Source organism: Candidatus Zixiibacteriota bacterium (genome assembly GCA_019038695.1).
GTDB lineage: Bacteria > Zixibacteria > MSB-5A5 > GN15 > FEB-12 > B120-G9.
In genome coordinates, this window is the sequence record JAHOYZ010000007.1 from 22,168 (window position 1) to 34,996 (window position 12,829).

The 12,829-nt window shown below is 51.4% G+C and carries 13 protein-coding genes; 3 read left to right on the top strand and 10 right to left on the bottom strand.

What is annotated here, in order from left to right:
* Window positions 1–8: 8 nt before the first annotated feature.
* Both KOO62_02105 and KOO62_02110 read left to right on the top strand, forming a co-directional pair.
* Window positions 9–2,897 (top strand): hypothetical protein, encoded by a 2,889-nt coding sequence (locus KOO62_02105; protein MBU8932776.1) that lies wholly within the window; start codon window positions 9–11, stop codon window positions 2,895–2,897.
* Window positions 2,898–3,093: 196 nt separating this feature from the next.
* Window positions 3,094–4,017 carry an NHL repeat-containing protein gene (locus KOO62_02110; GenBank protein ID MBU8932777.1) on the top strand — a complete coding sequence of 308 codons (924 nt, stop codon included), beginning with the start codon at window positions 3,094–3,096 and terminating at the stop codon, window positions 4,015–4,017.
* Window positions 4,018–4,289: 272 nt separating this feature from the next.
* Here KOO62_02110 and KOO62_02115 read toward each other — a convergent pair whose 3' ends face one another.
* The 10 genes from KOO62_02115 to pth all read right to left on the bottom strand — a co-directional run bounded on the left by KOO62_02115 (window position 4,290) and on the right by pth (window position 11,256).
* A complete protein-coding gene (locus tag KOO62_02115) occupies window positions 4,290–4,760 on the bottom strand; it encodes a hypothetical protein (protein MBU8932778.1) in 471 nt (156 codons plus the stop codon).
* Entirely contained in the window at window positions 4,757–5,263 is a 507-nt protein-coding gene (locus KOO62_02120; protein ID MBU8932779.1) for a hypothetical protein, read from the bottom strand. The genes KOO62_02115 and KOO62_02120 overlap by 4 nt, the downstream gene beginning before the upstream one ends.
* 9 nt (window positions 5,264–5,272) lie before the next feature.
* Window positions 5,273–5,479 carry a hypothetical protein gene (locus KOO62_02125; GenBank protein ID MBU8932780.1) on the bottom strand — a complete coding sequence of 69 codons (207 nt, stop codon included), beginning with the start codon at window positions 5,477–5,479 and terminating at the stop codon, window positions 5,273–5,275.
* A 153-nt stretch (window positions 5,480–5,632) separates the two neighbouring features.
* Window positions 5,633–7,432, bottom strand: a complete 1,800-nt coding sequence (locus KOO62_02130) for a penicillin-binding protein activator (protein ID MBU8932781.1) — start codon at window positions 7,430–7,432, stop codon at window positions 5,633–5,635.
* A gap of 32 nt (window positions 7,433–7,464) precedes the next feature.
* Window positions 7,465–7,959: a bifunctional nuclease family protein gene (locus KOO62_02135; protein MBU8932782.1), complete on the bottom strand. Its 495-nt coding sequence runs from the start codon at window positions 7,957–7,959 to the stop codon at window positions 7,465–7,467.
* Window position 7,960: 1 nt separating this feature from the next.
* On the bottom strand, window positions 7,961–8,407 hold the full coding sequence (gene rplI, locus KOO62_02140; protein ID MBU8932783.1) for a 50S ribosomal protein L9: 447 nt from the start codon (window positions 8,405–8,407) through the stop codon (window positions 7,961–7,963).
* A 35-nt stretch (window positions 8,408–8,442) separates the two neighbouring features.
* Window positions 8,443–9,468, bottom strand: coding sequence for a YybS family protein (locus KOO62_02145; protein ID MBU8932784.1), 1,026 nt, complete (start codon window positions 9,466–9,468; stop codon window positions 8,443–8,445).
* Window positions 9,452–9,670, bottom strand: coding sequence for a 30S ribosomal protein S18 (rpsR, locus tag KOO62_02150; GenBank protein MBU8932785.1), 219 nt, complete (start codon window positions 9,668–9,670; stop codon window positions 9,452–9,454). The genes KOO62_02145 and rpsR overlap by 17 nt, the downstream gene beginning before the upstream one ends.
* A gap of 116 nt (window positions 9,671–9,786) precedes the next feature.
* Window positions 9,787–10,608, bottom strand: coding sequence for a 30S ribosomal protein S6 (rpsF, locus tag KOO62_02155; protein ID MBU8932786.1), 822 nt, complete (start codon window positions 10,606–10,608; stop codon window positions 9,787–9,789).
* Window positions 10,609–10,671: 63 nt separating this feature from the next.
* Window positions 10,672–11,256: an aminoacyl-tRNA hydrolase gene (gene pth, locus KOO62_02160; GenBank protein ID MBU8932787.1), complete on the bottom strand. Its 585-nt coding sequence runs from the start codon at window positions 11,254–11,256 to the stop codon at window positions 10,672–10,674.
* Window positions 11,257–11,610: 354 nt separating this feature from the next.
* Between pth and KOO62_02165 the strand changes: the two genes are divergently transcribed.
* Window positions 11,611–12,783: a hypothetical protein gene (locus tag KOO62_02165; protein ID MBU8932788.1), complete on the top strand. Its 1,173-nt coding sequence runs from the start codon at window positions 11,611–11,613 to the stop codon at window positions 12,781–12,783.
* The last annotated feature ends 46 nt before the right edge of the window (window positions 12,784–12,829 follow it).

The following is a 12,829-nucleotide window of genomic DNA, read 5'->3' on the forward strand; positions in this document are numbered from 1 at the left end:
GAGAAGTCATGACTAATGCACGCTGGTCTTTATGGGTAGTCGCCTTATTAGTTACGTTTGATTTAGTCACCGCAATGGCAGCGACTGAGAATGAATCATCCACTTCTATTGTACAAACATACACATTCTCACCTCCACAAGTTGAAACTGTCAAGATCGACGGCGAGATGTTTGATGCGCTGGAGATGGATGGATGTCCCGTGTCCGGACTGGCAGGCCAACCGGCGTTGCCTACGAAAAGGGCCAGGATATTGCTGCCATATGGTCACACGCTCTCGGAGGTAGAGATCACAGCCGGCCAGAAACTCCTGGTCGGAACCGGCCTACGCCTTCTGCCTATTGAGTACCCCTTTGAGCTGTCTACTCCTCCGGACCAACTTCCTCCTCTGACCATTGATGAAATGGCATACACCCACAGTGAACCCCTTCCGACGACAATGTACCAGGTCAGATCCACCCAGTCTTTCCGAGGGTATCAAGTCGTCTTTATTGATCTTATTCCAGTGCAATATACACCAGCCAGTGGCGATCTCTACTATTACGAAGAGATGAAACTCATAGTAAGAACCGAGGAATCGACTCCCACTGCGACTGTCCGCGGTTTAGCTAACGACGCCCGGGCCGTTTCTGTTCGCGTAGATAACTTTTCCAAACTCGACAGCTACCCTCCAGCAGGTCTGCGTGCAGCCAGTGCTTACGACCTCCTGATAATAGCGCCCACATTCCTCGCCGATGCCTATTTGCCATTGAAGGATTATCACGACGCCCACGGCACTTTGACCGAAATCCACACTCTGGATCAGATCGGGGCCAACGATCCGCATAGCGTTCGTGATTATATTCGTAATGAGTATTTGTCCAACGGCATCAAAATGGTCCTCATCGGTGGCGATGACAACCTCATACCTGCCCTCGACCTGTTCATTCAATTACAACTTAGCTCCAGCAGCCTTACTGAATATGATATGCCGGGTGACATCTATTTTGGCAATCTGGACGGAACCTACAACTATGATGGCGACAGCTACTGGGGAGAGCCTACTGACGGCGAGGGGGGCGGCGATATCGATCTGCTGCCTGAAGTCGGCGTTGGCCGCATATCTGCAGAGACCACTGAAGAAGCCAACAACATGGTGACAAAGTCACTCGCCTATCTTGAGAGCGAAGCAGCATACTTGTCAAAAGTCGTACTGGTCGGAGAACAGTTAGGTTTTGGCGGCCTGGGTGAATATGGTGGTTACGCCATGGAGGAAATGGTGGGCGGTTCGAATGCACATGGTTTCACCACCTGCGGTTTTCCACCTGAAAAATACGAGATCGACAAACTTTACGATCTTACTTCTTATCCCTACAATTACTGGCCACCCAGCGAGATCATAAATCGTATCAACTCTGGCGTACATATTGTTGACCATCTGGGACACAGTTTCATTGGCTACGCCATGCGAACCGATACGACCATGATAAAGAACCAACTCACCAATACCGAGTATTGCTTCTTGTATGCCGAAGGATGCACGGCGGGCATGTTCGACCACAATGACTGCTGGGCAGAGTATGTCACTGTGAAACTTGCGACCGGAGGATTTGGGTGTATCGCTAACTCTCGTTCCGGAATCGGGTCTCGCTCAACCCAGCATCCGGTACATGTTATTAATCGCGAGTTCTGGGACGCCATATACAGCGCCGACGAAGGATACCCGGAATTGGGCATGGCTATGCTTGATGCTCGATTTGATCTGGCCGCTCGCATTAATGACGTCGCCATGCGTTGGACATACTACGAAACCAATCTCTTTGCCGATCCCGCCGTCCGAATCAAAGCTGTGCGCAGCCTGGCAATCATGTTTCCCAACGGGACTCCTCAGGTCGCGTCGCCTACAGATTCGACGCCTTTCGATGTGACCGTGACCGGCATAGGAGAGGGCGAACCAGTGCCGGGGAGCGGTCTTCTTCACTATTGCCTCGACGGCACAGATTCGGTGGTGATTCCGTTGGTTGCGGTGAAGAGTGAGCAGTATCAAGCTGTCTTACCTCCAACTGAATGCGGACGACAGGCGGAGTACTATGTAAGTTTCGAGGAATCACAGACTGGACCACGCTACGCACCCAACCCGACCGAACCGCTGACGGCTATCTCCGTTACAGAAGAGATCACTGTTTTCCAGGATGATTTCGAAACCAACAACGGCTGGACAATCTCGGGCGGACTATGGGAGCGAGGTGTACCCCTGGGAGTAGGCGGAGCAGAATTGCAATACCCCGTCCCCGATCCAACTGAAGGCTGTCTTAGCCCTACCGTGATGGGATACAATCTCGCCGGTGACTACGAGAATAGCCTTCCCGAACAGCACGTCACTTCACCCGCTATCGACTGCTCGGAAATGTACAATACTCGCCTCCGATTCTGTCGGTGGTTAGGTGTGGAACAACCCGATTATGACCAAGCCAGTGTGTCCATAAGTACCGACGGATCAAACTGGACCACTCTCTGGCAGAATCCCGCTGTTATTGTTGATCTGCAATGGAATGAAATTGAGTACGACATCTCTCAGTACGCCGACAACGATTCCGAGGTCTATTTGCGCTGGACGATGGGTCCCACCGATGGCGGCCTGCGCTATTGCGGTTGGAATATCGACAATGTCCGCGTAGTCTCTTTGTACTGCGAAAGCTACATCTGTGCCGACGTTGACGATGATGGAGCAGGACCCAACATAGCTGACCTGACTTACTTTGTGGCCTACTTATTCAGTGGAGGTCCTCCTCCTGCTATCCTGGCTGCAGCGAACATTGACGGACTGGTGGGACCAGGTGGAGGTGCGATTAATATCAGTGACCTAACCTACCTGGTCGCTTATCTGTTCACCGGCGGACCTGTGCCGGTATGTGAATAGCAATTCATGAGCTTCATGAGAACCGCTCTATACTAACTGTCTCTGACCATGTAGGGGGGGATTGTCGAAACTGCAGACAGTTTCGATCTACTTGGACTGCACTTTGACAAGTCATGCAAATCCGGATCGTTTGCATATACGAGTGCAAATCATCATATTGTCTGTTGTAGATGAACTCGGGAAAGAGGGAGCAGATATGCGTATACTTGTGATTTTGGCTACAGCGATTTGCGTCCAGTTGTCATCATGCTGTGATAGTGATACCTCGCCGACGGCAGAATACTGGGAACCATTCGAAGGGCACGGTACAGAACCGGGTCAGTTTGACTCCCCCATGGGCGTGCAGTTTCGAGCGTCGCTGGGATCTCTGAGATCTGTACTTCTTGTCGCAGACTACGGGAACGATAGAGTGCAGATGTTTCCGATCGACGACATCCATGTCTACTGCTTCGGTGAGGCCGGTGATGGGCCGGGTCAATTCAGGGGACCGGTTTCAATTACATCGGCTCAATCAGACTCTGGGGATAGTTTCTTGTTCGTCACTGACTCAAGGAATCATCGGGTGCAGAAATTTGATGTTGATGGCAATTTCATACTTGCGTGGGGAGAATCCGGATCCGACACGGGCCAATTCAACACACCTACCGGGATTGACGCTGACAGAGACGGGAACATCTATGTAGTTGATTCGGGCAACCACCGTATACAGGTGTTCGACGAAAACGGTAACTTTCAGAGACTCTGGGGGGGGCAAGGAACTCGACCGGGTGAGTTTGAGAGTCCGATCGACATTGCTGAGTACGATGGAGCCTCAGGTTTGGCGCGTCTTGTTGTATCTGACTATGGCAACAACCGCATTCAGGTGTTCGATCAAGAGGGAGATTTCATAGCATCTCACGACGCCATCCCCTGTCCGTTAGGATTGGGTACATCTGCGAAAGGCAACATCTGGATAGTGAGTGAAACTGACCGACGGCTATTTATTGTGAACTTCTGGCGTAGCAGCCGAGAGGTGTATTCGCTCCGAGGTTCTTTGAAGCCGTACGATATCACAGAACCCTGGGTCTCGGATATGGGAAAACACGCCATTCTCTGGTACTCTCGACGTGATTGCTACTGATGAGAGAAGCTCCCCCCTGACAGTGAAGACCGAACGGCCAACCATTTATGGCGGGAATAGCCAGGCATACTCTACACGGAGTATCCCATCAGGAAGGTTTTTTTGACAAACCTCGGAACTTGTCATCGCGAGTCCGCCCTGAGCGGACGTGGCGATCTCAACTTATTGTGATATTTAACGCACGAGATTGCCACGCTCTCCGCCTAGGCGGATCGCTCGCAATGACTGACTATGTGACTTTATCAACAAGCCATTAATGATGGGCCACCAAATTACGAAGATTCAGTCGAGGCCGTATCCTCTTCCTCGGGGGGATTGAGAATCTCGTCGGGGATTTCTACTTTGGGCGTGAACAGACCGAGCCAGCGCTGATACCATTTCCATTTTTTCCGCTCGGTCTTCATAAACTTCTTGATGCGTTTCTCACGTTCGTAGCTAACGGCATCAAGTTCTTCAATGTGCTGAATGAGAATCTCCACCGACTCGCGCTTCTCCAGCCCGGTGCGAAAGGCCTCATAATCCTTGAAACTGAATACTGTTTGAATGATCGGCTCAAAGAAAACGAGCGTCTGAGAGGCAATGAAGTTTAGCGGTTTGACCGACTCCAGGAAAATAATCGCCGGTACCGCCATACGTCGATCCACCACCTGTTTGGCCACCTTCTCCATGACGGCCCGTTCATCTTCAGCCAGAACAGGCTTTCCCGAATCCGGAAACTGAGTCGAACCACGAAAGAAACTCATACTTTTGGTTCCTTATCAGAGCTGACGGGATGTTTCGCCGTCGAACTAACGCGTGCCTTCACAAACGAAACAACATCGTCGCGGTTCTCGGAAAACATCAAGTACAAACCCCGGAAATTCTCCAGCCGGGTGGGTCTGGTAAATGGCGACAGGAGAATGCCGTTTTTGTCCGGGTGGCAGGAACGATAAATCGACCATTCCTTAATGAGCGTCTGAGTAGTTGTCTTGACATAAATTTTGTCGTCAGTCAATTTGTATGAAGTCGGAAAATAGAACTTCGCCAACGAGGCAAACATCACCACCATCGCCAGCGTAGCAAACGCCTGCGAGCGTTCGGTACCGTAATACACCAGGACAACCACCAGTGCCACAAACACGGTTACAGCCACCGACACCCACGGTCGCCGCTTCATTGGATGACAACGCCACTGGAGCACAGGCCCATCGTCATGAACCTTCGCTTCGTGACAATCCTGCCCATTTGTCTCAAGATCGTCGTTCATAGTCGTGCACTACTTGTCATCGATATGTCGGTAGCGCTCCTTCTTTACCTTCTCCAGCATCTCCATCAACTCTTCCGGCTTAAACAAGCCCTTCTCGATTAAGAGTCTCACCAGAGATTCCTGGGCGAGGTTATTCGATAGTGCGAGTTCCTCGAAACTGATGTCTCGCTCTTTGCCATCGACCACCATCTTGAGGGCTACTTTGTTCTCTCCCATAACCACATACTCCCATCACTTACGATCTGATAAAAGTCCTTTAGTGGAATATACAAAACTTAAGCTCCCGATCAAGTCTCACTGTAAGTCTAAGAAATATATTGATGAGGCAGAATCGCAACGATACAACCAGTATCTGCGACGTTTTGGAGGTCAATCGGTCGTGTCCGAGACCTGCCCACGGTCTGAAACCATCGGAATCGCTTCGCCACCTACAATGCGATAGAGCGGCATTTCGACATTCTCACGATTGGAGCCAAAACTGACTTTTCCCGATGCACCGTCGTAATTCCTTACCGTTTTCAAATACTCCGAAACAGTCAACGGATTTTCCGCCCCTGAGTTATGAGCACGGCCAATCAAAGTCAGGGCATCGTATCCGAGGTTCGCCAGCCGTCGTGGTTGTTCGCCGTAGCGCGCATCGTAGGCAGCCGCAAACTCAAGATACCCTTCTGTCTGACCTCCGGTGAGAAAAGGGGATGGAAACACTGCCTGCTTGGTGATGTCATCCCCCAAACGATAGATGGATTCTTCCCCCCATTGATCGGAACCGAGATAGGCACCGGTGAGGTTGTAGAAATGTATCTGAGGTAGTAACAGTCGAATCTGCTTCTGTCCACCGGGAAGGTAAAGACAATCAATATACGCCGGAAGGCCATCGACATCAATCGTGTCGCCCCGGGCATTGACATAGAAAGCTGAGTCGGGTGTGGCACCGAGGAGGATAGCCTTGATATCCCGAATGTAAGGGCCGAAATCCTTATCGCGGGAACGATAATACTCAACAGCTACTATAGTGCCACCGAGTTCTTCAAATCGCCGTACAAAGGCGCGACTGGAGTGCAGATGTTCCGCGGATGTGGATGTAATCAAAGCGGTAGAATCGGCCTCCAATACCGAGACCGCGTATTCTGCCATGCGAATCCCCTCAAGCTCGATATTAGGCGACAATTGAAAAGATGATTCCGACAGCAGGGTCAGCCCGGCCTGAGTAGCCGCCGGGATCAGAAGCGGGATATCACTCCTCCCCAACCTCGCCGAAGCAACCGCCGCCGCCTCACTAGTGAGCGGTCCTATGACGGCATCAATCGCTGAGTGAGTGAACTCACCAATGATACGAGCCGCGTCGATTGGATTCCCCTTGGTATCGTATGGCACTATCCGAATCTCGCTGTCCGATTGATCACGCATTATTTCGGCGGCAATGACGGCTCCATTATATATATCTTCCCCGTAGGATTGAAGGTCTCCTGAGAGCGGAAGAAGCATAGCAACCTCAAGTGCCTTGTTGCGATTCCGGACTTCAGTGCGATACTGGGTCAGGTCCAACGTCTCATCGCAATGACTGGCAAAAGTCTTGGCGGTAGCAATCTGATCGTGAGACATGAGGATAGGCAACAATGGCTTCACCAGACGGCATTTCTTGTCGCTTGATAGCTCATCAAATTCCTGCTCGTCAATCGAGATAGCCCCTGCATTCTGAAAAAGTGCGGTCACCGACCGAATCAACAGTTGATCAAGCTGGCTATCACGGCTCGTTCCATAAGCGGCCATGTATTGATCAAGAGCACGGTCGATATCCCCTTTGCGATAGAATGCATTAGCCAGGAAAAAACGAGCGTGAGGCTGTTCTGGTGAATTTGGGAATTTTGTCAGGAAATGACTGAAACCGGCGATAGCATCGCTCAATTCGCCCAAATAGTACTTGGCTTTGGCCCGGTGAAAAACAAATTGATCGAGATCTGTGGACTGTGGATACTGCCCGGCTAATCGTTCGAATGTAGAGGCTGCACCCCACCAGTCACCCTCGCGAAGAAGGCGCTTGCCTTTAGCAAACTCACTGGTTGCTTCCGGCGGATCAATCTGATCCGTAACGGCGTAAGAAGCAGCCATGGCCAGCAACAGTATCGCCACCAGCCAGAGAGTCACTCGTCGCAGGCTAGCGAGCCGCAACGTGTTTGAGTACCGAGACTTTAGAGGCAGCATTAGAGCGTATACTTGCCAAAATCCTCAGGATTGATTTTTTTGAGTCGCTCCCGCAACGACTCCGGATCGGTCGGCATCGGAGGTACCTCCGCAGAGCCATCCGGCTCGATGTGAAACAACTCTTCATTTACAAAAATTGAGGCACCCAATTTGAGGGCGATCGCTATCGAATCCGAAGGCCGCGCATCAATTTCATACTTGCGATCTCCGCACACCAGGTGCAGCCTGGCATAAAACGTCTGTTCCTGAAGGGAAGTAATCTCTACCCGATCCACTCTGGCCTCAATTGTGGAGATTATATTCGCCAGAAGATCATAGGTCATCGGTCGCCTGGGTTTGACCCCGGACAACTCCATGGCGATTCCCCAGGCTTCGGCATGACCAATCCAGATTGGCAGCACTTTGTTGATACCCTCGGGCGACAAAATCACTACCGGCGAATTGGTCGTCATGTCCATTGCCAGACCGTCTACTGCAACCTTCAGAAATTCCATCTTACGACTTCTTGACCACCCACAATTTAATATTAGCCATCACATCTTTCTCAATTCTGGCGGGAATGGTGTATACTCCCAGAACCTTGATCGGAGCTTCCAACTGAATAGCTCTCTTGTCAATCGTAACACCTTCGGCTGCCAGAAGCTCAGCAATATCGGCATTGGTAACCGAGCCAAAGAGCTTGTCCTCTTCGCCCACCAGCACCTCGTGGGACAGCTCCAACTTCTCAATGCGATCCCTGACGATTTCGGCCTGACGTCGCGATTTCTTGTCGCGGGTCTCTTTCAATTTCCGAATCTCGCCAATAGCCTTGAGGTTAGCTCGGGTGGCTACAATAGCCAAATTACGCGGAATGAGGTAATTGCGACCATAGCCGCTCTTGACCTCAACAGTTTCACCGGCACCGCCGACACCCTCAACATCATCTCGCAAAATCACTTTCATACTATATCCTTTCGAAATCGTTGGCAATAACTTTGTTACATCAGCTCCCGCAGGCGAATCTTGCGCCAATCAGCAAAGCTGTCGACGAACCCCCCCAGAGCTATGGCTACTCCCAACACCAGCGAACCGGTCAGGCTCACCAATGGCAAAAGAAACAACATGACATAAAACAGCACTCGCATAAATGTCGATAACTGCATCTTCCTCAGATAGTATTCCACCAGAGCCAGACCAGCTACCGAATATAACACAGCCAACACTGCCAAACCATTGTCGGCCACAATACTCAGCCCGTCTCCGCCCAGTAATCGAAGCACCGCAAACAGCAACACCGCAGGCATCAACAGAAACGGTATCTTCCAGAACCTAAAAGGCTCGATCTGAGGCGGAGCCAAACGATTTTTTTCAATCCACCGCAGAAACAATAAGTAACCAACCGTGAATTGGGCTGCTGTACCGAGAAGCATCTCGGCCGGAACCAGTCTCATAGCTATACTCATCATCAACTCAAAAGACTCCAAACCTTCGCGGATACGTTCCGGGCTTTCGCCTATGACACTCAACTGCCGCCGAGCTTCCTCGACAAGCGTCGCAATGGTCTCCTGCGAAGTGCCGAGCACTTCCTGCCACAGCATATAGAACTGCGCTATAGCAAAAACCGACATGACAATCAGCGTTGAAGTGACCACCATTCGTGGTCGGACACCGCGGATAGTCAGTTGACCGGAGACAACGCCAGCCGATAATATCACGCCCCAACCAGCCAGAATCACCGGCAGTTGGGTTCCATCGGTTAGCACCATGCTCAAACCTACGGCACCCATGGCACCACCCCAGAGCCACAGGGTCTGACGTTGATATGTCAGACGCGCAATCCCATAAATGAGATACATAGCAAGAACGTATATAACCGGAGCCGCCACCACAGCAACCAGCAAGCTGGTTCCCTCGGCCGAACCTCCATAAAGAGTCACCGAGTAGAGCAGCATCGCCGCCACTACGGGCAGAGCGCCGGCACCACGAAGATGCTTACCGCCTGTGCTGCTAGCGGAAAGACTCACTTTCAAAAGCCATGATAGCCATCATCCTGGCTCGCTTAATTACCATCGTGAGTTTTCGCTGATGTCGCGCACAGTTACCAGAAATACGACGGGGGATAATCTTCCCGCGTTCGTTCACAAACCGTCGCAATAAGCGCTCGTCCTTGTAGTCAGGACGCTCTATCTTGTTCTCGCAAAAATAACAAAACTTCCGTCTTCTCATAATTATTTCACACCATCCTTCTCAGGCCTGGGATTTCCGTTGCAAAGTTCAACTAATCCGACACGACGCATAGCATCCCCTGCCGGAATCGATGACCAATCATTTCACCAAACTCCCTACAACTCATCTTCCTGCTCCGGGTATTCCTCGTCCAGAGACGAGTCACCGGCGGTCTTTTCCGTTGGCTTATCGACAGGAGTAGCTTCCTCGGTGGTAGCCGCTTCCGGTGTCGGAGTCGCTTCTTCAACTGGAGGAGCTTCCACGACAGGAGGCGTTTCCTCGACTGGTGTCGGAGTCGCTTCTTCAACTGGAGGAGCTTCCACGACAGGAGGCGTTTCCTCGACTGGTGTCGGAGTCGCTTCTTCAACTGGAGGAGCTTCCACGACAGGAGGCGTTTCCTCGACAGGTGCAGGAGCCACTTCTTCGACCGGTGCCGGAGTCGCTTCCTCGACAGGTGCCGGAGGTACTTCTTCGACCGGTGTCGGAGCAGCTTCCTCTGGCTTCGTTACGGGCGTCTCGATTACGGGGGTCTTCGCCGTGGCGACTTCGGGAGTTTCTGCCCGGCGCTGCGCAGGTCCGGCAGGCCGCTCAGGTTTGGCTTCAGCCGACTCGGTCGCGGTTTCTTCGTCCTCGCCGAGCAGTTTTTTGAGGTCGCCTTCGAAAAGAATAGTCAAATGTCGAAGATACTCTTCGCCCAGGGAAAAATGGCGATCCAGTTTTGGTAGTATCTGAGGGGTACCTTCATAAACGAAGGTAGCATAGTAGCCCTGGGTTAGTTTCTTGATGGGGTAGGCCAGACGACGAGTACCTATCCGGTTCTCGTGGAGAATCTTTCCACCACTGGCGGAGATAATCTCAGAAATGGCTCCCACCTGTTTGTCGATAGCTACATCATCAGTTTGCGGATTGACTACGAAAGTAGTCTCATAGACGCGCATGCAGTGTCCTCCCTTCGGACGTTGAACGTTAACTCAAACGGCTCGGCCGGAAACATATACCGGCTAAGCAGGGTTGGTATTAAACTTATTCATCGCTTCTTCGAAGCGATTATTTTTTACATAAAGCACTGCTTTGGCCGCAAAGTCAAGCATTTCCTGAAGGACTGGAATCTCTTCGGGCTGAAACTTCCCCAGCACAAAGTCAATAGTACTAACAGTATCGGGCGCCGGACCAATTCCCAAACGTAGTCGGGGGAAATTTCTGCTCCCTGTTTCCTCAATTATCGACTCCAGCCCATTATGTCCGCCATCACCACCGGAAGACCGCAGGCGAATTCGACCAATTGAGAGGTTGAAATCATCAACGATTACAAGCATTTCCTCGGGCGATAAGCCCAACTGATCCAACAATATTGCGACCGCCAATCCGGATCGATTCATAAGAGTCCGCGGCCAGGCAAATACAAGCTGTCGATCATCAAGTCTGACCTGCATCCAGCTAAAAAAATCTGTCTGCAGAAGAGGTGTCGATTGCTCGTCGCGGGAAAGCTTATTGACAACCCGGTTGAGCACCTCGAATCCGACATTATGGCGTGTGCCCTCATATTGGGGGCCGACATTACCCAAACCGAGAAACAGTGAAATCATTGGCTAACCTTACATAACATAGGGCAGGATAATACGGAATAGACCTGAAAAGTCAAGGAGAGCACGAGCAATATGGCCGCCTTGCGAAGATGCATGCAAGATTCCTGCCCATTACTCCTTCCGAGCGTGCCTGAAATGACAAAATCCCATGCAAACCTATGTTGCGCAGCGCAATAACCCGATTCGGAGACCTCAATCACACTCCCCCCTATTCTATTCTCACCCAGAATGCTAATGATTTTGGTCTGCCGGTCGAAATATCACATAAATAGGAGTAGATATTCCAGAACCTAAATAACGGAACAGATACTAACAATAAAGTTGATAGCATTATCTACACTTTAAGGAGGTACTATGTTAATCAAGCGCGGATTGTATGGAGCTCTTATCGGAATGCTCCTGGTCTTCGCAGCCAGTGCAATGGCCGGCGACAAGCCGACCTTTGACATTGACTGGTACGGCTACGTCAAGCTTGACGCGTCGTATGACCAGAATCCAACCAGCCACGGTAACTTTGCCATGTGGGTGAAGGAGTCGGTTATCAATGATGATGACGCCCAGTTCAACATGACCCACAAGTCTACACGTCTCGGTTTCAAAGCTAGTGGAAAGAACTTCGAGCAAGTGACTGTGGGCGGTAAGCTGGAGTTTGACATGTATGGTGCAGGCGGCACCGAGAACAAGGCTCTGCTCTTGCTTCGTCACGCCTACTTCACCGTCCAGTCGGGTAACTTCAAACTGTTGGCCGGACAGTCCTGGGATCTCATCTCACCACTGAATCCGTCAACCCTCAATTACCCGGTACTCTGGGGTGCGGGCAACATTCAGTACCGCCGTCCTCAGGTCAGTATGTTCTACACGGTCGCCAAGACTGAACAGACCAACGCCAATCTGGCGGCCGGACTGTTTCGCACTATCGGCAACGACCTGACCCCTACCTTCTCTCTGGCTCTCGGCGAGACGGCGGACGGTACGGATGACGGTACGGATGCAGCCATCCCTTCATTCCAGGGGCGACTCGATGTTACGCATAAGCTCACTTCTGGCGGGTCTATCCGCGGCGGTTTTTCCGGCCTGTACGGTCAGTTGAAATCGGAGTCCACTCTGGGCAACTCCGAAAAATATGAATCCTGGGTGGCCTGCGGCCACTTTATGCTTTCTTTCCCGTCCGGCGCCGGATTCTCCGGTGAGGTCTGGAGCGGTTCCAACCTCGGAAGCTACTTCGGTAGCATTCTCAACACGAACCGCATCGACGGCTTGGCCAGCAATGGTGGTTGGGTCTCCGCCTGGGTTAAGCCCAGTAAGAAAGTAAAATTCACAACCGGTTTTAGTTTTGATGATCCGGATGATGCTGACCTCAGCACCGGCAATCGCTCACGCAACCAGGCAATTTTTGGAAACATCAAGTACTCGATCGTACCGGCTGTTACCTTCGGTGTCGAACTAACTCAGTGGGAAACTGAGTACAAAGACTCTGAAAGCGCAAAGGCGCTTCGTGTCGAGACGTCATTCATCATGAACTTCTAGCCGTTGTCACACAACAATGGCTATGAATATGGGAAAGGAAAACAAG